This is a genomic window from Pseudomonas paraversuta (assembly GCF_904067025.1).
GTDB lineage: Bacteria > Pseudomonadota > Gammaproteobacteria > Pseudomonadales > Pseudomonadaceae > Aquipseudomonas > Aquipseudomonas paraversuta.
Genome location: NZ_CAJFDA010000001.1, coordinates 2,464,339 through 2,487,838, shown reverse-complemented (window position 1 = coordinate 2,487,838; position 23,500 = coordinate 2,464,339). Strand labels below are relative to the sequence as shown.

Sequence of the window (23,500 nt, the reverse complement as noted above, 5' to 3'; positions counted from 1 at the left end):
GGTTTAAGCGCTCAACGCTGTGCGCAGGGTGGACTCGAGCAGTGCCGCGTCCAGATCCTGACCGATCAGCACGAGCCGGGTGCTGCGTGCTTCATCGCGGCCCCAGGCACGGTCGAAGTGCTTGTCAAAGCGGGTACCCACGCCCTGGATCAACAAGCGCATCGGCTTGCCCGGGATGGCGGCAAAGCCTTTGACCCGCAGAATGCCGTGCTGGACCACCAGTTGCGTCAGGGCTTGCATCAATACGCTTTCTTCGCCTTCAGGCAGCTCGATGGAAATGGAATCGAAGGCATCGTGGTCATGATCGTCGTGGTCATCATCACCGTCGTGGTGGTGATCGTGGTGGCTGTGGCGGTCATCGATATGATCCTCGGAGCCGGCACCCAGCCCCAACAGCACATCCAGAGGCAAGCGGCCGCTGCTGGCCTCGATCACCTTCACCGCAGGTGGCAGCTCTTCGGCGACTTCGGCGCGCACCCGGGCCAGATCTTCAGGGCTGATCAGGTCGGCTTTATTGAGGATCACCAGATCGGCGCTGGCCAGCTGATCAGCAAACAGCTCGTGCAGAGGCGACTCGTGGTCCAGATTCGGGTCGAGTTTGCGCTGGGCGTCGACCTGATCCGGGAACGCGGCAAAAGTGCCGGCAGCCACAGCCGGGCTGTCGACGACGGTAATAACCGCGTCAACCGTGCAGGCGCTGCGGATTTCCGGCCACTGGAAGGCTTGCACCAGAGGTTTGGGCAGGGCCAGGCCCGAGGTTTCGATCAGGATATGGTCGATATCGCCGCGACGGGCCACCAGTTCGCGCATCACCGGGAAGAACTCTTCCTGCACGGTGCAGCACAGGCAACCATTGGCCAGTTCATAAACGCGGCCGTTGGCTTCTTCTTCGGTGCAGCCGATGGTGCACTGCTTGAGGATTTCACCGTCGATACCCAGCTCACCGAACTCATTGACGATCACCGCAATACGGCGGCCCTGGGCGTTATCCAGCATGTGCCGCAGCAGTGTGGTTTTGCCCGAACCGAGAAAGCCGGTAACGATAGTGACAGGGATTTTGGCCAGTGTTTTCATCGGATGCCCTTTGGCAAGCGGCGGGCATACGGGACGACGACCGCAGGCTGTGTGCGGTCAGTCTTCGCCACCGGATCACCCCGCCCGGTTGAAGTAAGAATCTGTGACGAGGCAGGTCTCCTGGCTTACGGCGGGGTATCAGCCGGGGGCTGACACCGACCTTGCGCCTTCCCGCTTGTTCAGCAGTGGCATTGCAAGGTCATCGACCGTTTACAGTTGCGGGGGCAGCCGCGGCATACCGCGTTCCCTTCTTAGCTTCGCGTGGCGAAGAACCTCGAACGTGCAAGGCTACGCAGTGCTTTGTAACAGGTCAATGTCATCCTGTGGCAGCTGGCTTGCCAGCGATGGATTCAACCCGGCTTGCAGGACCGATCATGGCGACCTCATCGCTGGCAAGCCAGCTCCCACACATGATCAATGCAGTGTTGTGTTCTAATTGCCGCCTTTTTTCAGCCTCAGGCTTCAAGGAACCGCCCATGTCGTCCCCTCGCCCAACCCACGTCCTGATCATTGGCTACGTGTGGCCCGAGCCTCGCTCTTCTGCGGCGGGCGGGCACATGATGCAAATCATCGACAGTTTCTTGCAGCACGGCTGGCAGATCACCTTCAGTAGCCCGGCCGGGGTTGGCGAGCACAAGGCCGACCTGGCAGCGCTGGGCATCAATGAAGTGGGGATCGAGCTCAATAACAGCAGCTTCGACACCTTTATCAGTGAACTGGCCCCGGACATCGTCCTGTTCGACCGTTTCATGATGGAGGAGCAGTTCGGCTGGCGCGTTGAGAAGCACTGCCCGAATGCCTTGCGTGTCCTGGAAACCTCCGACTTGCAAAGCCTGCGCGACGCCCGTCACCTGCAACTCAAGGCGCGGCTCAAGCACAACCCGGAGCAGGATGACTTCAGCAGCCTGTTCGCCCCGGGGCAACGTACCACCTTTGAACACATGGCCGATGCCGACCTTGCGCAACGCGAAATCGCCGCGATCTACCGCAGCGACCTGAACCTGATGATTTCCGAATACGAAATCGATCTTCTGGTGGAGCAGTTTCAGGTTCCCGAGGCACTGTTGCACTGGTGTCCGCTGATGGTTGACAGCGTCCCTGAGCAATTCGTGCCTTACGAGCAGCGCCAGCATTTCTTGAGCATCGGCAACTTCCGCCATGGGCCGAACTGGGACGCCGTGTTATGGATGAAAACCCATATCTGGCCGCTGATCCGCCAGCAACTGCCCGACGCCCAACTGCATGTCTACGGTGCCTACACGCCGCCCAAAGCCACGGCCCTGCATAACCCGGCCCAGGGTTTTCATGTACTCAACTGGGCCGAGGATGCCCTGGCCGTGATGAGCAACGCACGGATCTGCCTGGCCCCTTTACGCTTTGGCGCCGGCATCAAAGGCAAAATCGCCGACGCCATGCTTTGCGGCACCCCGAACGTCACAACCCCGGTGGGTGCGGAAGGCATGCACGGTGACATGCCGTGGGCCGGAGCCGTAGAACAGAGTGCCAGCGCCATTGCGCAGGCGGCCGTCGAGCTGTACCGCAACCCCCAGGCGTGGCAGCAGGCGCAACACAACGGCCAGGCGTTACTGCAGGCGCGGTACCTCAAAGCCAGCCATGGCCCGGCGCTGGTGCAACGCATCGAAGCCTGCCGCGCGGAGCTTGAACAGCACCGGCGCAACAACTTCACCGGAGCCATGTTGCGTCATCACCAGCACAAGAGCACCCAATACATGTCGCAGTGGATCGAAGCCAAGAACCGTAGCCACTCCCTGTAGGAGCGAGCTTGCCTCGCGATGGCAGCACCCCGGCCACCACCCGGTTGCCTCCATCGCTGGCAAGCCAGCTCCCACAGGTCACTCCCACAGATCACCCCGGTCGCCTGTAGGAGCGAGCTTGCCTCGCGATGGCAGCACCCGACCACCACCCGGTTGCCTCCATCGCTGGCAAGCCAGCTCCCACAGGTCACCCCCACAGATCCCCCCGGTCGCCTGTAGGAGCGAGCTTGCCTCGCGATGGGGTCAGTCCGATTTCGCTGACCGGCGCAGCAAATACGTGTCCATGATCCAGCCCTTGCGCAACCTGGCCGCCTCTCGGGCATGCCTGATCTGCTGGCTGACATCCGCCAGCTTGCCGGCAATCAGGATCTCGTCCGCTGTGCCGATATAGGCGCCCCAGTAAATATCCAGGTCTTCATGGACAAAAGCCTGGAACGCGCAGTGGGCATCGAGCATCACCACCACATTGTCCAGGTCTTCGGCCACCAGTCGCCGCCCCGTGGTGATACGGATCGGCTGACCGATGTCATTGAGTGCCACCCGATGCCGGGCCGCCAGGGCCTGCACGCTGCTGATACCGGGGATCACCTCATAGTCGAACCCGCTGCAGCCATTGACCCGCACCCGCTGCAGAATGCGCAAGGTGCTGTCATACAAAGCCGGCTCGCCCCAGAGCAGAAATGCCCCGCACTCCCCCTCCCCCAGCTCGTCCTCGATCAGCCGCGCAAACACCTCGGCCCGCAGCTCATGCCAGTCCTCAACCCCCTGTATATAGGACGGGGCAGCACTGTCACGCTGCGGATCACTGACCTGAACCACCCGATAACCCGGCTCACGGATGTAACGCTCGCAGATTTCCAGCCGCAGCCGCACCAGATCGTCAGTGGTTTGGCCCTTGTCCAGCACAAAGAACACCGAGGTGCGGTTCAGTGCCTCAATTGCCTGCACGGTGATCTGCTGCGGATTGCCCGAGCCCATGCCAATCAATAACAGTGTTTTCATAGTGTCTATCCTTGAACAGGCAGGAAATTGAGCCGTGGCTGGCAGGAATTTTCAAAAGACAGCATGATCAGCCCCATAACAAGACCACCAACGGCCAAGCCCATGACTCGTCTCGCCCGAGCTACAGACCCTTCATACGAATTGATGGATGACCATAATGGCCTGTCGATCATTTATCGCCAGCATGGCTTCCCTTGCCCGCTGGTACGCTGGCATTTCCACAAGGAATACGAGCTGCACCTGATTGTGGCCAGCAGCGGCAAAGTGTTCGTAGGCGACTATATCGGTAACTTCTACCCCGAGACGCTGTTCCTCACCGGCCCCAACCTGCCCCACAACTGGATCAGCCAGGTGGCCGCAGATGAAGTGGTGCCCAAGCGCGACATGCTGGTCAATTTTACCGATGAGCTGCTGGGCAGCGCCGCCTCGGTGTTTACCGAGCTCAAAGGTCTCACGCCGATGCTGGAGCGGGCCCAGTACGGCATCGAGTTTCACTGCAAGCCCACCATCCGCAAAGCCATGGCCTTGATGCAGACCATTGCCAATGCCACCGGAGTGACCCGCCTCGGGCACTTTCTGATCCTGATGGAGCTGCTGGCCGACTGCGACAACTATCAACTGCTGTCCGGCGTCACCTCAGGCAACCTGGCCGACGAGCACACCATAGAGCGGACCAACCGCGCCGTGGATTACATCTTCAGTCACTATGCCCGGGAGCTGACCCTCGAAGAAGTCGCCGACTACATGGGCATGAAACCTACCTACTTTTCCCGGGTATTCAAGCAAGCCACGGGGCGCTGCTTTATCGAATTCGTCAATCGCCTGCGCATCAGCAAGTCCTGCGAATTACTCGCCGATGGCCGCAAAGCGGTAACGGACGTGTGCTTCGAGTCGGGTTTCAGCAATATTTCCAACTTCAACCGGCGCTTTCAGCAACTTAAAGGCATGACCCCGTCACACTACCGCCGTCTGGCCGTACAGCGTTTGACCGAGCAAAACCTGCCGGTGCTGAGCGAACGTCTGCGCAGTGCAAAATAGTATCGGTTGCAGTGCTACCAGTGATTTGTCACGCCGGTGATTGAGGGCTGTAATCGGCCCTATGCGCTCGTGTCAGCGGGCAGCCATAAAAACAATAACCGTCCTTCAAGGCCGCCTTGGCCGAAGAAGTGGAGTGCTCAATGAATATTCCTGTCAAAGCGTTATGTGTAGCCATGTGCATGACCCTCAGCGGTATCAGCCTGGGCGCACAAACGCTGACCATTGCGACGGTCAACAACAGCGACATGATCCGCATGCAGAAGCTCGCCAAAACCTTCGAGAGCGAACACCCGGATATCAAGCTGAACTGGGTGGTGCTGGAAGAAAACGTACTGCGCCAACGCCTCACCACAGACATTGCCACCCAGGGTGGCCAGTTCGATGTACTGACCATCGGCATGTACGAAGCTGCACTCTGGGGAGCCAAGGGCTGGCTGGAACCGATGAACGAGCTGCCTGCGTCCTACGCCATTGAAGATGTATTTCCCTCGGTACGCGATGGCTTGTCAGTCAAGGGCACGCTTTACGCCCTGCCGTTTTATGCCGAAAGCTCGATGACCTACTACCGCACCGACCTGTTCAAGGAAGCCGGGCTGACCATGCCCGAGCACCCGACCTGGGAGCAGATTGCAGAATTCGCCAAAACCCTGAACAAACCCGAAAAAGAGCAATACGGGATTTGCCTGCGGGGCAAAGCGGGCTGGGGTGAAAACATGGCGCTGATCAGCACGGTCGCCAATGCCTACGGCGCGCGCTGGTTCGATGAGAAGTGGCAGCCTGAATTTACCGGCCCCGAGTGGAAGAACGCCCTCAACTTTTACGTCAACACCATGAAAGCCTCGGGCCCTCCGGGTGCCACCAGCAACGGCTTCAACGAAAACCTGGCGCTGTTCAACAGCGGCAAATGCGCGATCTGGGTCGATGCCAGCGTCGCCGGTTCATTCGTTACCGACCCGACCCAGAGCAAAGTGGCCGACAAGGTCGGTTTCACCTTCGCCCCCCATGCAGTGACCGACAAAGGCAGCGCCTGGTTGTATTCCTGGGCGCTGGCCATCCCCACTACGTCCAAGGCCAAGGACGCCGCCAAAACCTTCAGCACCTGGGCCACCTCCAGGGAGTACGGGGCACTGGTGGCCGAGAAAGACGGCATTGCCAATGTGCCGCCGGGCACCCGCGCCTCGACCTACAGTGACGCCTACCTCAAGGCTGCACCCTTTGCCAAGGTGACCCTGGAATCGCTCAAGGCCGCCAAGCCCAATGACCCTACCCTCAAACCTGTGCCTTACGTCGGCATACAGCTGGTCACCATCCCGGAGTTCCAGGCCGTGGGTACCCAGGTCGGCAAGTTGTTCTCCGCCGCGCTGATTGGCCAGATGACGGTTGACCAGGCCCTGGCCGCAGCACAACAGACCACCGAGCGCGAAATGAAACGCGCGGGTTACCCAAAATAAAAGCGGGATAGCCTCCCGAATTTGTGGGAGCTGGCTTGCCAGCGATGCTAACAACCCGATCTGATTTTCAGATTGAGTAGACGCCATCGCAGGCAAGCCAGCGCCCGCAAAAGCACAGGTGCCATTCACCATGACCACTTCGACTGTTACCCCGGCGATTGACGCCCCGTTGCCGGTGCGTAAATCACGGCTGTTCAACCCCGGCTGGTTCCTGGTCACGCCTTCGGTGGCGCTATTGCTGCTGTGGATGATCGTACCGCTGGGCATGACCCTGTACTTTTCGCTGATTCGCTACAACCTGCTGTACCCGGGCGAAAACCAGTTTGTAGGGCTGGAAAACTTCACCTACTTCCTGACCGACTCGGGGTTCTTGCCCGGCGCCACCAATACCTTGCTGCTGGTGGGCAGTGTATTGCTGATCAGTGTGGTCCTCGGGGTGTTGATCAGCGCCCTGCTGGAGGCCAGTGAGTTCATGGGCCGCGGCATCGTGCGGGTGTTGCTGATTTCGCCGTTTTTCATCATGCCCACCGTGGGCGCGCTGATCTGGAAAAACCTGATCTTTCACCCGGTGTCCGGCGTGCTCGCCGCGGTCTGGAAATTGTTTGGCGCCCAGCCGGTTGACTGGCTGGCGCACTACCCGCTGCTGTCGATCATCATCATTGTGTCGTGGCAATGGCTGCCCTTCGCCATTCTGATCCTGATGACCGCCATGCAGTCCCTCGACCAGGATCAAAAAGAAGCCGCTCGCCTGGATGGCGCCGGCCCCATCGCGATTTTCTGGCACCTGACCCTGCCACACCTGGCGCGCCCCATCGCCGTGGTGGTGATGATCGAAACCATCTTTTTACTTTCGGTGTTTGCCGAAATCTTCACCACCACCAATGGCGGCCCCGGCTATGCGTCGACCAACCTGGCCTACCTGATCTACAACCAGGCGCTGGTGCAGTTCGATGTGGGCATGGCCTCGGCCGGTGGTCTTATCGCGGTCGTGATTGCCAACATCGCAGCCATCATCCTGGTGCGCATGCTGGGTAAAAACCTGACTGACAAGCCGTGAGGGCCAAGTGATGACACTGCAACAATCGCGTCGCCTGCAAAGCCTGCTGCTGGGCACCCTGGCCTGGGCCATCGCCATCCTGATTTTCTTCCCGATCTTCTGGATGGTGCTTACCAGCTTCAAAACCGAGATCGACGCATTCGCCACGCCGCCGCAGTTCATTTTCACTCCGACCCTGGAGAACTACCTGCACATTGAAGAGCGCAGCGGGTATTTCCACTTCGCCTGGAACTCGGTGGTGATCTCGTTCACCGCAACTGCCCTGAGCATGTTGATTGCCATCCCGGCCGCGTACTCCATGGCCTTTTACGAGACCAAACGGACCAAAGGCACGTTGCTGTGGATGCTCTCCACCAAAATGCTGCCGCCGGTGGGGGTGCTGATGCCGATTTACCTGCTGGCCAAATCCTTCGGCCTGCTGGACACCCGGACCGCTCTGATCATCATCTACACCCTGATCAATCTGCCGATCGTGGTCTGGATGATTTACACCTACTTCAAGGACATCCCCAAGGACATCCTGGAAGCGGCCCGCCTTGATGGCGCCACTCTGTGGCAGGAAATGCTTCGCGTACTGCTGCCCATCAGCAAGGGCGGGCTGGCCTCGACCCTGCTGCTGTCGCTGATCCTGTGCTGGAACGAGGCCTTCTGGTCACTCAACCTGACGTCATCCAGCGCCGCGCCACTGACCGCGCTGATCGCTTCCTACTCCAGCCCCGAAGGCTTGTTCTGGGCCAAATTGTCTGCCGTTTCGACCCTGGCCTGTGCCCCTATCCTGATTTTTGGCTGGATCAACCAGAAACAGCTGGTTCGCGGCTTGTCCTTTGGCGCAGTCAAATAAAAATCACCTTTGGAGGCCCATCATGGCCAACCTGAAAATCAAGAATTTGCAAAAAGGCTTTGAAGGTTTTTCGATCATCAAGGGCATCGACCTTGAAGTGAACGACCGTGAGTTCGTGGTCTTCGTCGGCCCGTCGGGGTGCGGCAAGTCCACTCTGCTGCGCCTGATTGCCGGGCTCGAAGAAGTGACTGACGGTACCATCGAGCTGGACGGACGCGACATCACCGAAGTCAGCCCGGCCAAGCGTGATCTGGCGATGGTGTTCCAGACTTACGCCCTGTACCCGCACATGACCGTGCGTAAAAACATGTCGTTCGCCCTCGACCTGGCCGGTGTGGCCAAAGCCGAAGTCGAAAAAAAGGTCAACGAAGCGGCGCGTATTCTCGAGCTTGCGCCTTTGCTCGAGCGCAAGCCCAAGCACCTGTCCGGCGGGCAACGCCAGCGGGTGGCAATCGGCCGGGCAATCGTGCGCAACCCGAAGATATTCCTGTTTGACGAACCGCTGTCCAACCTCGATGCCGCCCTGCGGGTACAGATGCGCCTGGAACTGGCGCGTCTGCATCAGGAACTGCAGGCGACCATGATTTACGTGACCCACGATCAGGTCGAGGCCATGACCCTCGCCGACAAGGTGGTGGTACTCAACGCCGGCAAGGTCGAGCAGGTCGGCTCGCCGCTGGATCTGTACCACCAGCCGGTCAACCTGTTTGTCGCCGGTTTTCTCGGCACCCCGAAAATGGGCTTCCTCAAAGGCAAGGTCAGTCGGGTCGATGGCCAAGGCTGCGAAGTTGAACTGGACGCCGGTACCCGTATCCAGTTGCCCCTGAGCGGCGCGTCACTGAGCATTGGCGGCGAGGTTACCCTGGGGATCCGCCCGGAACACCTGAACCTGGCCAGACCCGGTGATTGCACCCTGACCGTCACCGCCGATGTCGGCGAGCGCCTGGGCAGCGACACCTATTGCCATGTGATTACTGCCTGCGGCGAACCGCTGACCATGCGCATTCGCGGGGACATGGCGAGCCAGTACGGCGAGCAGTTGCACTTGCACCTGGACAGTGAACATTGCCACCTATTCGACGCACAGGGGCTGGCGATCACCCGCCCGCTGCGCGCTGCTGCCTAACGTTTTTTGAGATCGCACCCATGAAACTCAATCGCCGCAACCTCGATAACCTGACCAGTAAAGTTGAAAAGCCAGCTTACCTCGCGAGCGACAGACGGCACGGCATAGCCCATATCGGGGTCGGTGGATTTCACCGCGCGCACCAGGCCTTTTATACCGATGCGCTGATGAATCAGGGCCGCGACCTGGACTGGAGCATCTGCGGCATCGGCCTGCGGTCCGAAGACCGCAAAATGCGCGATGACCTGGCCGGGCAGGACTATCTCTACACCCTGTTCGAACTGGGCGACAGCGACGACACCCAAAGCCGCATCATCGGCTCCATCAGTGACATGCTGCTGGCCGAAGACAGTATCGAGGCTGTGCTCGACAAGCTCGCGAGCCCGGACATCCGGATTGTCTCGCTGACCATTACCGAAGGCGGTTATTGCATTGACGACAGCAGCGGCGAATTCATGGCCACCCTGCCCCGGATTCAGCGGGATCTGGCCCACCCGAAACAACCGCGAACCGTATTTGGCGTGCTGTTTGCCGCCCTGGCCCGACGCCGGGCAGCGGGTACGGACGCCTTTACCCTGATGTCTTGCGATAACCTGCCCCACAACGGCGGCGTGGCGCGCAAAGCCCTGCTGGCCTATGCAGCCCTGAGCGATGCCGACCTGCACGACTGGATCGCGACCCATGTCAGCTTTCCCAACGCCATGGTTGACCGCATCACCCCCATGACCAGCAACGCCCATCGCCTGCAACTGCACGATCAACTGGGCATCGACGACGCCTGGCCGGTGGTCTGCGAGCCGTTTATCCAGTGGGTACTTGAAGACAAGTTCAGCACCGGCCGCCCGGCCTGGGAAACCGTTGGCGTGCAAATGACCGATGACGTCACGCCCTACGAAGAGATGAAAATCAAACTGCTCAATGGCAGTCACCTGGCGCTGACCTACCTGGGGTTTCTCAAGGGCTATCGTTTCGTCCACGAGACCATGAATGACCCGCTGTTCGTGGCCTATATGCGCGCCTACATGGATCTGGACGTGACCCCGCAACTGGCGCCGGTGCCCGGGATTGACCTCACGGCGTACAAAGACACCCTGGTGCAACGGTTCTCCAATCAGGCCATCGCCGACCAGCTGGAGCGCGTGTGCTCCGATGGTTCGTCAAAATTCCCCAAATTCACCGTACCGACCATTAACCGCTTGATTGCCGATGGTCGCGAGCTCAAGCGTGCGGCGCTGGTGGTGGCGGCCTGGGCCCTGTATCTCAAGGGGGTTGACGAGAATGGCCAGACCTATGCCATACCCGACCCCAGGGCTGACTATTGTCAGGCGCTGGTCAAGGATGACCCGCTGATCGTGCAGCGCTTGCTGGGCGCAGAGGAGATATTTGGCGGAGCCATTGCCCAGTCTGCCGAGTTTGTAGCGGCGTTTGAGTGGTGCCTCAACAGTTTGCGAGAGGTGGGGGTAACCGCCACTCTGGAACAGCTGGTACAGCTCTGAACTGTTCTGCCGCAATGCCGTACTGCCCTCCTGCAGGAGCGAGCTTGTCTCGCGATGATTGTTATCGATAACGCGTTTTTACAAGTTGAACACGACGCGCTCGAGGCCATCGCGAGACAAGCTCGCTCCTACAATTGAGATAGCAGTGGTTTTAGGGTTTGCGGTATTTCTCCGGATTCTGATTAGGTCAACGCCCCATGAATCACTTATTTCTCGGTATCGATTGCGGCACCCAGGGTACCAAGGCGCTGATCCTGGACAGCCAGAGCGGTCAGGTTCTGGGTCAGGGCTCGGCGCCGCACACGCTGATGCAGGGTGAGCACGGTCGCCGCGAGCAGGACACCGGCCAATGGTTGCAGGCCCTGACGACAGCCACGCAACAGGCGCTGGCGGCCGCCGGAGTCAGCGGTCAGCAAATCAGTGGTATCGGGGTCAGCGGTCAGCAACACGGGCTGGTGCTGCTGGATGAACATGGCACTGTGCTGCGCCCGGCCAAACTCTGGTGCGACACCGAGTCCACCCCTGAAAACCGCCAACTGCTCGAGTGGCTAGGCGGTGAGGCCGGCTCACTGCAACGCCTGGGGCTGGTAATAGCTCCCGGCTATACGGTGTCCAAGCTGCTCTGGACCCGCCACCACCATCGGCAAGTGTTTGAGCGCATCGCCCATATCCTGTTGCCCCATGACTATCTGAATTTCTGGCTGACCGGCCGATACTGCAGTGAATACGGCGATGCCTCCGGCACCGGTTATTTCAACGTGCGCACCCGGCAGTGGGACCTCGACATCCTGCGTTATATCGACCCCGAGGGGCGCCTGGAACGAGCATTGCCCGAGCTGATCGAATCCCGTGCCGCTGCAGGCACGCTGCGGCCTGAAATTGCCCGCTTGCTGGACCTCAACCCCGAGGCAGTGGTCTGCAGCGGCGGCGGCGACAATATGCTGGGGGCCATAGGCACCGGCAATATCCAACCCGGGATCATCACCATGAGCCTCGGCTCATCCGGCACCGTCTACGCCTTTGACCCGCAGCCCCAGGCCAGCCCGGAGCCAGCGGTTGCCAATTTTTGCTCGTCCAGTGGTGGCTGGCTGCCGCTGATTTGCACCCTCAACCTGACCAATGTCACCAGCGCCATACGCGAACTGTTTGGCCTGTCCCTGGATGCCTTCAATCAATTGGCCGGCCAGGCACCGATAGGCGCCGAAGGCGTCAGCCTGCTGCCGTTTCTCAACGGTGAACGGGTGCCCGCCCTACCCGACGCCACCGGCAGTTTCCACGGCCTGACCCTGACCAATCTGAACCAGGCCAATTTTTGCCGGGCAGCAATCGAGGGCACCACCTTCGGTTTGCGTTATGGTCTTGACCTGCTGCGCCGCAACGGCTTGCAAAGCCACACCATCCTGCTGGTCGGCGGTGGCTCGAAAAGCCCGCTGTGGCGTCAGATCGTGGCCGATATCATGGACACCCGGGTCATCTGTGCCGAACAAAGTGAAGCCGCGGCACTGGGCGCAGCCATTCAGGCGGCATGGTGTACAGGTGCCGACAGCCTTGAGCAACTGTGCCAACGCTGCGTGCGCCTTGACCACGCCAGCGAAACCAGGCCCGACGCCAAAAACGTCGCGGCCTATGAACAATCCTATGTGCGCTACCGTCTACAGGTCGCGGCCTTATCCGAGTGAATGCTATGTATCTGGTGTGTGGTGAAGCGCTGTTTGATTTTTTTGCCCAGGCAGACAGCAGCCAACAGGCGGGCAAAGTGGACTTCAAGGCGCTTGCCGGAGGTTCGCCGTTCAACGTCGCCGTGGGCCTGCGACGCCTGGGCGTCGAAGCCGGCATGTTTGCCGGGTTGTCCACCGATTACCTTGGCCGTCGGTTAAAGCAGGTACTGACCGAGGAAGGCGTCAGCCAGGCGTTTTTACTGGATATGGAGGCTCCCACCACCCTGGCCATGGTCGCGCTGGACGCCAAGGGTTCGCCCGCCTACAGCTTTCGCGGCGAAGGCTGCGCCGACCGGCAACTGCAACTCCATCATCTGCCGCAGCTAAGCACGCAGATACGGGGCATCCATGTCGGGTCGTTCTCTCTGGTGGTGCAACCCGTTGCCGACACCCTGCTGGCACTGGTCAGACGCGAAAGCGGACGGCGCCTGATCAGCCTCGACCCGAACGTGCGACTCAACCCGGAGCCGGATATAGAGATCTGGCGTCAGCGGATCAAGCAACTGATCCCCTATGCCGACCTGATCAAAGTCAGCGATGAAGATCTCGAACTGCTGTACCCGGGGCAAGACCCGCAACAGATAGCCCGGTCATGGCTGGGCCAGCGCTGCCAACTGGTGTTTTTGACCCGTGGCGGCCAGGGCGCCAGCGTATTCAGCGAGCATGGCCATCAGAGGGTTGCGGCCAGTGCAGTAAAGGTTGCCGACACCGTGGGTGCGGGCGATACCTTTCAGGCGGCAGTGATTGCCTGGCTGACCGAGCATGGACTGGACTCGATTGAAGGTTTGCAACAGTTGAGCAAAAACCAGATCGGCGCCCTGCTGGACTTCGCCAGCCGCGCGGCGGCGCTGACCTGCAGCAAAACCGGGCCGGACCTGCCCTACCGCCACCAGCTGGACTGATCACACCCCGGCTCTGTAGGAGCGAGCTTGTCTCGCGAGCTCTTCGCGGTTTGGTTGAGAAGCTCGCGAGACAAGCTCGCTCCTACAGGTTGGGGGAGATCGGGGACCTGCAGCAAAACCGGGCCGGATCTGCCCTATCGCCATCAACTGGACTGATCACACCCCGACCTCTGTAGGAGCGAGCTTGTCTCGCGAGCTCTACGCGGTTTGGTTGAAAAGCTCGCGAGCAAGCTCGCTCCTACAGGTTGGGGGAGATCGGCGCCCTGCAGCAAAACCGGGCCGGACCTGCCCTACCGCCACCAACTGGACTGATCACACCCCGACCTCTGTAGGAGCGAGCTTGTCTCGCGAGCTCTTCGCGGTTTGGTTGAAAAGCTCGCGAGGCAAGCTCGCTCCTACAGGTTGGGGGAGATCGGGGACCTGCAGCAAAACCGGGCCGGAACTGCCCTACCGCCACCAGCTGGACTGATCACACCCCGACCTCTGTAGGAGCGAGCTTGTCTCGCGAGCTCTTCGCGGTTTGGTTGAAAAGCTCGCGAGCAAGCTCGCTCCTACAGGGTTTAGGGGCGTGGTATCACCAGATCGACAGGTTATAGCTGACGATCAGGCGGGTCTCATCAACATCGCGGGCGAACTGCGCGTAGTTGGTGCGATAGGTGGCATTGCGCAAACGCAGGCTGACGTCCTTGAACCTGCCGCTTTGCACTATGTACTTGAGCTCGCTGTCGCGTTCCCACTCTTTGCCTTCTTCGCTACGGCCAACCACTTTGATGTGGTCACCATTGACGTAACGGGTCAGGAACGACAAGCCGTTAATGCCCACCGCCTTGAAGTCATAGTCATAACGCAGCTGCCACGAACGCTCCTGGGCGTTAGCGAAGTCGTTGACCTGAAGGTAGTTGACCAGATACGGGTTGCTGCCATCCAGGTACGGCATCGAGGTGTCGCCGTTCATGCGCTGCCAGCCGGCGCTGAATTTATGACCGGCCAATGCGTAGCTGAACAGGGCACCAAGCGCCCGGTTATCAATGGTCGAGGCCTTGGCCGAACCGGCGTCATCACTCTTGAGCAAACGCACATCGGCCGACACGACGCCCGAACCCACAGGCTGACTGGCCACTATCCCGATAAATTGCTGGCGGTAGATGTCCTCCAGCTCGGCATAGTGGTATTGCGCTGTCAGCCGCTCGTTCACCTTGTAGTCCAGGCCGTACATATTGAAATGATCGGCAGTGATATTGCAGGCATAACGCTTGTTCTTGCAGTTCAGGCGCAGGTCCTGAGCGTCGGTGGAGTCCCGTGCGGTATAGCGATCAAGGCGCATGGCCGTGAACTTCAGGTCGCGCAATTCCCGGGACTCCAGCATCGCGCCATTGAACATGGTTGGCAGCAGACGGCCGTCGTTGTACTTGAGCAATGGCAGGTCCGGCAGCAACGCCCCGTACTTCAGAACGCTGTGCGATACCCGCATTTTTCCGGTCAGGCCGAATTTGGCGTACTGATCCTTGGAACGACGGGGATCACTGCCGGTCGAAGGTAGCAAGCCACTGTTGCTGTCAGCGGGGCTGGAGTCGATTTTCAGCCCCAACATGCCCAAGGCATCGAGCCCGAAGCCCACCGTGCCTTCTGTGTAGCCCGATTGCAGATTGAGAATAAAGCCTTGAGCCGTCTCGTCACGCTTGGAGGCGCCCTGGGGGTTTGAAGTGCTGCCATCACGGAAATCACGGTTGAAATACACCGTTCGCGCTTCCAGCCTGGCGCTGCTGTCTTCAATGAACCCGCCAGCCTGGGTCTGTGTTGCAATACCGGTACACACCGCCAGTGCGCCGACACGTGCAACCCGGCAATGCGTCAACAATGAAAAAGGGACAACCATGGACAAGCTCCAGCAGCGAATGACGCGCAAAACAGAAACAATCGAAGACGCGCCTGGGGTTAACGACCCAAACGGGATTCTTCGATCAAAAATGAGAGCGCAATTGTACGAAAGGCCAAGCCTGAGCCTCACTCGACCTTAGTCGTACTGTCTAAGCCGGACTTGTTAGTACCAATGATAGCATTTAGCCTTCACTCAGCCTTTAATAGGTACATTTTCAGATTCAATCTCGGGACTTATCCATGAGCGCCGTATTTTCTGTCAGCCAACGTGGGGCATTAGCCCGCAGCCCCTTGGGTGAAGTCGCAAAATGGCCTCAGAGCTTGCGCACCAGCGCACAGCTTGTACTCAACTCCCCGCTGCCGATGTTGCTGTTTTGGGGCGAGCAATTGACCCAGATCTACAACGACAGTTTTGCAGCGCTGGCGGGTAACAAGCACCCGGGCGCCTTTGGTCAGCCCATGCAGCGCTGCTGGCCGGAGTTCCGTGAATACAGCCAGCCGATTATCGAGGCCGTACTGGCCGGTGAAAACCGCTCCTATCTTGATCAGTACTACGTGCTTCCGGACCAGTATCTGGCAACCGAGCTGTGGCTTGACCTGACCTTCAGTCCCGTTTTCGATGAGACGCACAAGGTGGCCGGGATTTTGATGGTTGCGGTTCAGACCTCCAGGCGCCGCACGTCTATCAAGCGTACGGCGCAGGCCTTGCGCGAGCTCAATGACACCCTTGAAGAGCGTGTCACGGAACGCACCCAGGCCCTGGCCGAGGCCAACGATCAACTGCAGCGCGAGATGATCGAGCGCGAAAGGATTGAAGACACCCTGCGGCATGCGCAAAAAATGGAAGCCGTTGGCCAGCTGACCGGCGGTATAGCCCATGATTTCAACAACATGCTGACCGGTATCATCGCCAGCCTGGACCTGGCCAAGCGCTATATCGCGGCCGGGCGCAGTGACGAAATAGTCCGCTTCACCGATGCCGCCGTCGCTTCAGCGCAACGGGCAGCCGCCCTGACCCATCGTCTGCTGGCGTTTTCCCGCCGCCAGTCGCTGGATCGCAAACCTCTGGACCCTAATGCCCTGGTGAGCTCACTGCAGGAGCTGTTCAGTCGTACCAAGGGTGCCCACATCGACCTGCAGGTCGATCTGGGCCAGGACATCTGGGCCGTCAATACCGATACCGGCCAGCTTGAAAGCGCCCTGCTCAACCTGATTATCAACGCCTGCGATGCCATGCCCGACGGCGGCAAACTGGTGGTCAAGACCGCCAACAGCCACCTGGATACCAGTGACCTGCAAAGTCTGGAACCGGTCAAATCCGGCGAGTATGTACTGCTGGAGGTTTGTGATAACGGCACCGGCATGTCCCCGCAGATTCTGGCCAGGGCTTTCGACCCCTTTTTCACCACCAAGCCTGTAGGCCAGGGCACCGGCCTGGGGTTATCGATGATTTACGGCTTTGCCCAGCAGTCCGGCGGTCATGTGACCATCAGCAGCGAACTCGACAGTGGTACCTGCGTGCGCCTGTACCTGCCGCGCTACAACAGCAAAACTCAGGCATAATCCGCGGCCGCGCAATCTGCCCCACAGTTTCAAGGTATACGCCCCATGAAAGCTCAAGCCCGCCATATCCTGGTGAAAACCGCCGAAGAAGCCGAATCGCTCAAGCAACGCATCGCCAAGGGCGAAGCCTTCGATGTGCTGGCGAAAAAATTCTCCACCTGCCCGTCAGGCAAGCGTGGGGGGGATTTGGGTGAGGTTCGTCCGGGGCAGATGGTTGGCGTTATCGACCAGATCATCTTCAAAAAGCCGTTGCGGGTGGTGCACGGACCGATCAAAAGCAAGTTCGGCTATCACCTGGTACAGGTGTTCTACCGCGACTGAAACACCACCAAACCTGTAGGAGCGAGCTTGCCTCGCGAGCTGTTAGCGGCACAAAAGCTCGCGAGACAAGCTCGCTCCTACACAAGCCTGGTGCGCTGGTTTCAGAACACTATTTCAAGGCTCTCGACCACATTCAGTTGCTCGTCCACCAGGCAGCCCGTGCGCCATTTGTCGAACGTCAGACAAGGGTGCGAGGTACCGAAGCTGATGATGTCGCCCACCTTCAGTTCAGTGCCCGCAGCGATCGTCATGAACGCGTGCTGATCCATGACCGCCGTGACCGTACAGGCACTGACGTCATCACCCACGGCCGGCAATACCCCTTCGCGGTAACGCTTTAACGGCATCGGCAGCCCCGCATCGTAGGCCACATCGCGCTTGCCCAGGGCAATCACCGCAAAGCCCGGTTCCGGCAACGATTGCACATGGGCCCAGACTTCCAGCGCCGGGCGCAAGCCCTCGTGCAAGTCGCTGCGACGGTCCAGCACGCAGCACTGGGCGTCTTTGTAGATCCCGTGATCGTGCACCACATAACTGCCGGGGCGCAGAATGCTCAGAAAACGCCCGCTGGCCGCCTCGGCGGCGAAACCTTCGGCAATCAGGTCATACCAGGCAGAGCCCGAGGCCGTGACGATCGGCTTGTCCAGCGCAAAGGCGCCGTCACGTTGCAGTTCAAGGGCCAGGCGTACCAGGGAAGCGGCAAACGCGCGAATCCCGCTGACCGCCTGCTCGCCGTGGATCACCCCTTCGTAGCCTTCGATGCCGGTCAGCGCCAGGGCCGGTTGTGCCTTGATCGCAGCAGCCAGGGCCCGCACTTCTTGCTCGGTACGACAGCCACAACGGCCGCCCACCACACCGTATTCGATCATCACGTTCAGACGCTGACCACGCTCGGCAAAAAAAGCCCCCAGCGCCTGGACGTTATCCGGGTGATCAACCATGCAATGAAATTCGAAGGCCGGGTCTTGTTGCAAACCGGCGATCAACGCCATATTGGCGCGGCCGACCAATTGATTGGCCATCAGTACCCGGCGCACACCCCCGGCATAGGCCGTGCAGGTCTGCACTGCACTGGCCAGGGTTATACCCCAGGCGCCTTGCGCCAGCTGGCGGCGAAACAATGCCGGGGTCATGCTGGTCTTGCCGTGGGGCGCCAGCTCTGCGCCGCTGCGGCTGACGAAGTCCTGCATCCAGCGAATATTGTGTTCCAGTGCAGCCCGGTGAATCACCAGCGCCGGCAAACTGACATCACGCACCAGATGGTCGGCGGGGTTGGCAGCACCTTTGAGTACTTGGGCATTGTTCAACGTCATCGACACACTCGACTCCTCACATTTTATATTGTTAGCGAGCCAGGGTTTAGCGCTTGGCCTTGTAGGCGATGCAGTCGATTTCGACCCGGCAATCCACCATCATCATCGCCTGGACACAGGCGCGGGCCGGGGCGTGTTCGCTTTTGAAATACGAGGCAAACACCTTGTTGAAACTCCAGAAGTCCCGCGGGTCCTGCAGCCACACGCCAGCGCGGACCACGTCTTCAAGGCCATAGCCGGCTTCTTCAAGAATCGCGATCAGGTTTTGCATGGTCTTGTGGGTCTGTTCAACGATGCCGCCGTTGATGATTTCACCGTTTTCCATGGCCACCTGACCCGACACATGCAGCCAGCCATCGGCTTCAACAGCGCGGGCGAAAGGTAAAGGCTGACCACCTGCGCCTACTGCGCCGGTACCGAAACGTTTGATGCTCATCGATAAAACTCCACTGCTTGGACAAGGCGCGTCATGCACCACAGGCTCAGCAGTGTGCCACAAGGTTGCGCTCTCAACCCAACTGCCACCAGCGCGGGAACAGCTGTTGCACCTTGGGCTCGGCAAACCGGTCATCAATCAGAAACAACGTGCCCTGATCATCCTGGGTGCGAATCACCCGCCCTGCCGCCTGCACCACTTTTTGCACCCCCGGATACAGGTAGGTGTAGTCATACCCGGCACCGAACAGGGCACCCATGCGCTGCTTGATCTGCTCGTTGACCGGGTTCAACTGCGCCAGCCCCAGGGTCGCGACAAAGGCACCGATCAACCGTGCACCGGGTAAATCGATGCCTTCGCCAAACGCCCCGCCCAGCACCGCAAAGCCAATGCCCTGCCCCGAGAGCGTGAATTGATCGAGAAACCCCTGGCGCGCTGCTTCATCCATGCCCCGAGCCTGGGACCACTGGGCAATGTGCGGATAGCGCTCGGCGAGCAAGCCGGCCACCTGTTGCAGGTAATCAAAGCTGCTGAAAAAGGCCAGATAGTTGCCGGGGCGCCGGGTGAATTGCCCGCAGATCAGCTCCACGATGGGCTCCAGCGAGGCCTGGCGATGCACAAAGCGGGTGGATATCCGGCTGACTACCTGTACCGCCAGTTGCCGGGCCTGAAACGGCGATTCCACATCGATCCACACCGCATCAGTGGGCAGCCCCAACAAGTGGGTGTAATAGGTCCGCGGGCTGAGGGTGGCGGAAAACAGCACATTGCTCTGCGCACTGGCCAGTCGCGGGCCGATAAAGAGCGCCGGCACAATATTGCGCAGGTTGAGTTGTGACAGGCGTTTTTTGCCGCCTTCAACCAGGCTCACGTCGAACAGGAAATGTGCATCAAACAACTCCGCCACCCGGTTGAATTGCAGGGCTTCAAAGTAGAAGCCTTGCAGTTTTCCACTCAGCCCCTGGGGGTGATCGTTAAGGTAGTCGCCAATGGCGGTGATGCAGCCGGACAAGGCATTGAGCCATTTAGCCGGCAATTGCCCGTACACCTGATAAGGCCCTGGCTGGTCTTTGTGCAGGGCATTCCATTCCCGATTGAGGCGCTTGAATACCTTGTCCAGCGCTGGCGGGGCATCCTGGCGCACGCTATTGAGGGTTTGCTGGTGCAGACTGGCGCTGTACATCTGGCGCCCGCGCTCCACCAGGTTGTGCGCCTCGTCCACCAGGGTCGCGACCCGCCACTGGTTGGCCTGGGCCAGGCCATAAAGCAAGGCCGTGAAATCGAAGTAGTAGTTGTAATCGGCAATGATCAGGTCGGCCCAGCGTGCCATTTCCTGGCTCAGGTAATACGGGCAGACCTGATGGGCCAGGGCCACCTCGCGCAGGGTCTGCTGGTCCAGCGGCGACTGTGCGACAGCCGCCAGCCGCGCTGCCGGCAAGCGGTCATAAAAACCCTTGGCCAACGGGCAGGATTCACCATTGCAGGCGTTCTGCGGGTATTCACAGGCCTTGTCCCGGGCCACCAGTTCCAAAACCCGTAGCGCCGGGTTGGCAGCTCGCGGATAAAGCACCTGAGCGGCATCCAGAGCCAGCTTGCGCCCGGGGGTCTTGGCCGTCAGAAACAGCAATTTGTCCAGTTCCCGGGCCGGCATGGCCTTGACCAAGGGGAATAGCGTACCGATGGTTTTACCAATGCCGGTGGGCGCCTGGGCCATCAGGCAGCGCCCGCCGCTGGCGGTCTTGTACACCGCTTCGGCCAGAGCCCTTTGCCCGGTACGAAACTGTGGATGAGGGAACGCCAGGCTGCGGGCCGCCGCATCCCGCGCTTCACGATGGGCCATTTCCTGATCGGCCCAGGTCAAAAACAACCTGCATTGCTGATTGAAAAAGTCCTGCAGCCGCTCGGCGCTCCAGGTTTCCTGGAGCCGGGTTTCCTGCTCGCTGACGATATCGAAATACACCAGTGCCAGATTGACCTCGGGCAACTGCAGGCTCTGACAGAGCAACCAGCCGTAAACCCGGCACTGGGCCCAGTGCAATTGACGGTGATTGGCCGGTATCGCCGTGAAATCGCCGCGATAGGTTTTGACTTCCTCCAGCACATTGCCCGACGGGTCATAGCCGTCCGCCCTGCCGCGTACGGTCAATGCGCCGAACTGCCCCTCCAGGCTCAACTCGGCCTGGTACCCGGCACTGCGTCGGGAAGCGACGGTGCGATGCCCGGCAATTCCCTGCTGGGCCGTGGGTGACGGGGTGAAGCGCAAGTCCAGATCGCCGACCTTGGCCGTGAACTCGCACAGGGCACGGACTGCCACCCGATAGTTCAAGGGCCCGGGGCCTGCCATTGCACGTAACAGACGGTGACGGGCATTTGATGTTGCTCGCACAGGTCCAGCCAGCGCAGCTGGTTGTCCTGCAAACGGTCACCCGGGCCTTTGACCTCGATCATGCGGTAGGTTTTTTGCGCCGGGCAAAACTGGATCAAGTCCGGCATGCCCGAGCGGTTGGCCTTGATGTCCTGCAGCAGGCGCAGGAACCAGACCTTCAAGTGGGCGGGCGGCAGGCAGGTCAGTGCGTCTTCCAGCAGCGCCTCGCTCAGATAGTTCCAGGCCACAAAGGGTGATTGCACACCGAACTTGGCGCTATATGCATCGCGGACAGTCTTCAGGTACTGGCCACTGTCCAGCTGCGCCAGACAGGCTTCGAACAGCTCGGCCCGGCGCAGGTAGAAGTCTTGCTCCAGCAAATCAGCCGGGCCGCTTTGGTACGGGTGAAAAAATGCCCCGGGCAGCGGTGCAAAAATGGCCGGCCAGCACAACAGGCCAAAAAGTCCGTTGATCAAGGTGTTTTCAACGTAATGCACGGGCTCGTCCGGCGTGTGCAGATGTGCCACCACCATGAACTCGACCGAGGTTGCCTCAAGGCGCTCCAGGCTCAGGTCCAACCGTTCAGGGGGGCTGGGTTTGGTTCGCACCAGCGCCGGCAGTCCGAGCTTGCGTCGCAGCCGCGGGAGCATGCGCTGCAATTGCTGATGCTCGGCGTCGTTGAACGGCGCACCTTGCGCAGCGTCTGCCAGAGTCATGGCCTGCGGGTATTGCTCCAGCAATTCAAGTACCCGGATCATGCGCAGGCGCGCCTCGGGGTGCCCGCAGTGCTGGTAAACCTCCAGTGCCCGGGCCAGCTCCCCTGCCCGTTCGTGGTGCTGGCCGAACTGGAACAGCAAGCGCGCCCTGCGTCGTTGCAGCCAGGGGTTATCTGCCACGTAGTCCAGCACCGCTGGCAGCACGGCACTCACATCGCCAGCACTTTCAAACTGTTCGCGACAGGCATAAAGATGCAGATAACCGTCAATATCGGCCCGGCAGCGCAAGGCCCGTGACTCGGGGCTGATATCAACCTTTTCGTAGGTGAACAGACCCAGATCGGCCAACACCAGATCTGACCAGCCCTGACTGAGATTGCCAAAGAACATCAGCCGCAGGCGATCCCCCAGCGCCCGGTTGCCGAGGCTGTAAAGGGGTTCTTGCAGCGTGGGGTGCCATGCGCACAGGCTCTGTATTTGCGGAAAGTCGCCGGCCAGGTCCTGCAGCCAATCGGTTTTTTTACCCTTGGGCCGGGTGAGATGGGCGCTGAACCGTGCCTGGATTTCCGGCTTGGTCAGCACTTCAAACACCTCGGCCAGGGCCAGGGGCGCCTGGTCATCCAGCCAGCCCAGAGCCAGCAGAGGCGCAGCCGCCTGCGCGCAATCACCGATTTCCGGGTAGTCGAGCTTGCTTGCGCGAAAGTGCTGCCCCTTGCGCATGATCATGCGCACCCAGAGCGCCTGGGAGGCATTGGGCAACAGGGCAAAACCGGCGATGAATTGCTGCTCTTCGGTACTGAGGACATCGCTGTAGCGGGTCGCGATCCAGCCGAGCACGTGCTGGAAATTCTTCAGGTAATAAAGCGGATCTTCAAGAGGATCGGAAATCACGGGCAGGACAAACCACTGGTGTCGAATACTGGATATGCGTACAGATATCAGTTTGCCCGGTGCTCTGGCAAACCCTATTGGATGAGTGGTGCGGGTTGTTAATGAAAAATCAGTGGGCGCCGTCCGATCCCGCATCGCGGGCAAGCCCGCTCCTACAGATTCAACCTGGTCGATTCTCCCAGTGGGGGTCTGACTTGCCAGCGATGCTGACCACCTTGTGCTGCGTCTGACCCCGCATCGCGGGCAAGCCCGCTCCTACAGAGTCAACCCGGTCAATTCTCCCTGTGGGAGTCTGACTTGCCAGCGATGCCGATCACGGGGTGCTGCGTCCGCCCCCCCATCGCGGGCAAGCCCGCTCCTGCAGACTCAACCCGGTCAATTCTCCCTGTGGGAGTCTGGCTTGCCAGCGATGCAGACCACGGGGTGCTGCGTCCGACCCCGCACCGCGGGCAAGCCTGCTCCTGCAGACTCAACCCGGTCGATTCTCCCTGTGGGGGTCTGGCTTGCCAGCGATGCCGATCACCGGGTGCTGCGTCC

General features: G+C 60.1%; 17 protein-coding genes, 1 pseudogene and 1 riboswitch. Of the genes and pseudogenes, 11 read left to right on the top strand and 7 right to left on the bottom strand.

Annotation, left to right across the window (positions count from 1 at the left end):
• Positions 1 to 3: 3 nt before the first annotated feature.
• On the bottom strand, positions 4 to 1,074 hold the full coding sequence (cobW, locus tag JQ848_RS11390; RefSeq protein WP_003445375.1) for a cobalamin biosynthesis protein CobW: 1,071 nt from the start codon (positions 1,072 to 1,074) through the stop codon (positions 4 to 6).
• A gap of 93 nt (positions 1,075 to 1,167) precedes the next feature.
• A riboswitch (cobalamin riboswitch) is annotated at positions 1,168 to 1,366 on the bottom strand.
• A gap of 184 nt (positions 1,367 to 1,550) precedes the next feature.
• Here cobW and JQ848_RS11385 point away from each other — a divergent pair.
• Complete coding sequence (locus tag JQ848_RS11385; protein ID WP_202210702.1) at positions 1,551 to 2,849, top strand: glycosyltransferase; 1,299 nt, start codon at positions 1,551 to 1,553, stop codon at positions 2,847 to 2,849.
• Positions 2,850 to 3,092: 243 nt separating this feature from the next.
• Here JQ848_RS11385 and cobF read toward each other — a convergent pair whose 3' ends face one another.
• Entirely contained in the window at positions 3,093 to 3,851 is a 759-nt protein-coding gene (cobF, locus tag JQ848_RS11380; RefSeq protein WP_202210701.1) for a precorrin-6A synthase (deacetylating), read from the bottom strand.
• A gap of 102 nt (positions 3,852 to 3,953) precedes the next feature.
• Between cobF and JQ848_RS11375 the strand changes: the two genes are divergently transcribed.
• From JQ848_RS11375 to JQ848_RS11340, 8 genes are all read left to right on the top strand, one after another.
• Complete coding sequence (locus JQ848_RS11375) at positions 3,954 to 4,889, top strand: AraC family transcriptional regulator (RefSeq protein WP_050949476.1); 936 nt, start codon at positions 3,954 to 3,956, stop codon at positions 4,887 to 4,889.
• Between the two features lie 140 nt (positions 4,890 to 5,029).
• Positions 5,030 to 6,340 (top strand): ABC transporter substrate-binding protein, encoded by a 1,311-nt coding sequence (locus JQ848_RS11370; RefSeq protein WP_003445369.1) that lies wholly within the window; start codon positions 5,030 to 5,032, stop codon positions 6,338 to 6,340.
• Between the two features lie 130 nt (positions 6,341 to 6,470).
• Positions 6,471 to 7,397: a carbohydrate ABC transporter permease gene (locus JQ848_RS11365; protein ID WP_003445367.1), complete on the top strand. Its 927-nt coding sequence runs from the start codon at positions 6,471 to 6,473 to the stop codon at positions 7,395 to 7,397.
• Between the two features lie 7 nt (positions 7,398 to 7,404).
• Positions 7,405 to 8,238 (top strand): carbohydrate ABC transporter permease, encoded by an 834-nt coding sequence (locus JQ848_RS11360; protein WP_202210700.1) that lies wholly within the window; start codon positions 7,405 to 7,407, stop codon positions 8,236 to 8,238.
• Between the two features lie 22 nt (positions 8,239 to 8,260).
• The gene (locus JQ848_RS11355; protein WP_010656545.1) at positions 8,261 to 9,364 is read left to right on the top strand and encodes an ABC transporter ATP-binding protein; all 1,104 of its coding nucleotides are present in this window, start codon (positions 8,261 to 8,263) and stop codon (positions 9,362 to 9,364) included.
• Positions 9,365 to 9,384: 20 nt separating this feature from the next.
• A complete protein-coding gene (locus JQ848_RS11350) occupies positions 9,385 to 10,860 on the top strand; it encodes a mannitol dehydrogenase family protein (RefSeq protein ID WP_127195437.1) in 1,476 nt (491 codons plus the stop codon).
• Positions 10,861 to 11,057: 197 nt separating this feature from the next.
• The gene (gene xylB / locus JQ848_RS11345; protein WP_202210699.1) at positions 11,058 to 12,539 is read left to right on the top strand and encodes a xylulokinase; all 1,482 of its coding nucleotides are present in this window, start codon (positions 11,058 to 11,060) and stop codon (positions 12,537 to 12,539) included.
• A gap of 5 nt (positions 12,540 to 12,544) precedes the next feature.
• Positions 12,545 to 13,480 (top strand): carbohydrate kinase family protein, encoded by a 936-nt coding sequence (locus tag JQ848_RS11340; protein WP_127195635.1) that lies wholly within the window; start codon positions 12,545 to 12,547, stop codon positions 13,478 to 13,480.
• Between the two features lie 574 nt (positions 13,481 to 14,054).
• Here the strand turns inward: JQ848_RS11340 and JQ848_RS11335 are convergent.
• On the bottom strand, positions 14,055 to 15,356 hold the full coding sequence (locus JQ848_RS11335) for an OprD family porin (protein WP_202210698.1): 1,302 nt from the start codon (positions 15,354 to 15,356) through the stop codon (positions 14,055 to 14,057).
• A 242-nt stretch (positions 15,357 to 15,598) separates the two neighbouring features.
• Between JQ848_RS11335 and JQ848_RS11330 the strand changes: the two are divergent.
• A pseudogene (locus JQ848_RS11330) lies at positions 15,599 to 16,897 on the top strand (ATP-binding protein); the annotation flags it as partial.
• A gap of 69 nt (positions 16,898 to 16,966) precedes the next feature.
• A complete protein-coding gene (locus JQ848_RS11325) occupies positions 16,967 to 17,242 on the top strand; it encodes a peptidylprolyl isomerase (protein ID WP_003445327.1) in 276 nt (91 codons plus the stop codon).
• Positions 17,243 to 17,343: 101 nt separating this feature from the next.
• On the opposite strand, the gene JQ848_RS11320 is transcribed toward JQ848_RS11325, so the two are convergent.
• The 4 genes from JQ848_RS11320 to JQ848_RS11305 all read right to left on the bottom strand — a co-directional run bounded on the left by JQ848_RS11320 (position 17,344) and on the right by JQ848_RS11305 (position 22,963).
• A complete protein-coding gene (locus JQ848_RS11320; RefSeq protein WP_003445325.1) occupies positions 17,344 to 18,555 on the bottom strand; it encodes an amino acid deaminase in 1,212 nt (403 codons plus the stop codon).
• A gap of 46 nt (positions 18,556 to 18,601) precedes the next feature.
• Positions 18,602 to 18,991: a RidA family protein gene (locus JQ848_RS11315; RefSeq protein ID WP_003445324.1), complete on the bottom strand. Its 390-nt coding sequence runs from the start codon at positions 18,989 to 18,991 to the stop codon at positions 18,602 to 18,604.
• 73 nt (positions 18,992 to 19,064) lie between these two features.
• Positions 19,065 to 21,317 carry an ATP-dependent DNA helicase gene (locus tag JQ848_RS11310; RefSeq protein ID WP_202211284.1) on the bottom strand — a complete coding sequence of 751 codons (2,253 nt, stop codon included), beginning with the start codon at positions 21,315 to 21,317 and terminating at the stop codon, positions 19,065 to 19,067.
• Positions 21,314 to 22,963 (bottom strand): VRR-NUC domain-containing protein, encoded by a 1,650-nt coding sequence (locus JQ848_RS11305; RefSeq protein WP_127195440.1) that lies wholly within the window; start codon positions 22,961 to 22,963, stop codon positions 21,314 to 21,316. Before JQ848_RS11305 ends, JQ848_RS11310 begins: the two co-directional genes overlap by 4 nt.
• Between the last annotated feature and the right edge of the window lie 537 nt (positions 22,964 to 23,500).

Excerpts from the sequence above, each read along its gene's own strand:
- JQ848_RS11340 (WP_127195635.1), top strand. The coding sequence starts at position 12,545 with ATGTATCTGGTGTGTGGTGAAGCGCTGTTTGATTTTTTTGCCCAGGCA.
- cobW (WP_003445375.1), bottom strand. The coding sequence starts at position 1,074 with ATGAAAACACTGGCCAAAATCCCTGTCACTATCGTTACCGGCTTTCTC.
- JQ848_RS11350 (WP_127195437.1), top strand. The coding sequence starts at position 9,385 with ATGAAACTCAATCGCCGCAACCTCGATAACCTGACCAGTAAAGTTGAA.
- xylB (WP_202210699.1), top strand. The coding sequence starts at position 11,058 with ATGAATCACTTATTTCTCGGTATCGATTGCGGCACCCAGGGTACCAAG.
- cobF (WP_202210701.1), bottom strand. The coding sequence starts at position 3,851 with ATGAAAACACTGTTATTGATTGGCATGGGCTCGGGCAATCCGCAGCAG.
- JQ848_RS11325 (WP_003445327.1), top strand. The coding sequence starts at position 16,967 with ATGAAAGCTCAAGCCCGCCATATCCTGGTGAAAACCGCCGAAGAAGCC.
- JQ848_RS11355 (WP_010656545.1), top strand. The coding sequence starts at position 8,261 with ATGGCCAACCTGAAAATCAAGAATTTGCAAAAAGGCTTTGAAGGTTTT.
- JQ848_RS11365 (WP_003445367.1), top strand. The coding sequence starts at position 6,471 with ATGACCACTTCGACTGTTACCCCGGCGATTGACGCCCCGTTGCCGGTG.
- JQ848_RS11375 (WP_050949476.1), top strand. The coding sequence starts at position 3,954 with ATGACTCGTCTCGCCCGAGCTACAGACCCTTCATACGAATTGATGGAT.
- JQ848_RS11370 (WP_003445369.1), top strand. The coding sequence starts at position 5,030 with ATGAATATTCCTGTCAAAGCGTTATGTGTAGCCATGTGCATGACCCTC.
- JQ848_RS11385 (WP_202210702.1), top strand. The coding sequence starts at position 1,551 with ATGTCGTCCCCTCGCCCAACCCACGTCCTGATCATTGGCTACGTGTGG.
- JQ848_RS11320 (WP_003445325.1), bottom strand. The coding sequence starts at position 18,555 with ATGACGTTGAACAATGCCCAAGTACTCAAAGGTGCTGCCAACCCCGCC.
- JQ848_RS11335 (WP_202210698.1), bottom strand. The coding sequence starts at position 15,356 with ATGGTTGTCCCTTTTTCATTGTTGACGCATTGCCGGGTTGCACGTGTC.
- JQ848_RS11315 (WP_003445324.1), bottom strand. The coding sequence starts at position 18,991 with ATGAGCATCAAACGTTTCGGTACCGGCGCAGTAGGCGCAGGTGGTCAG.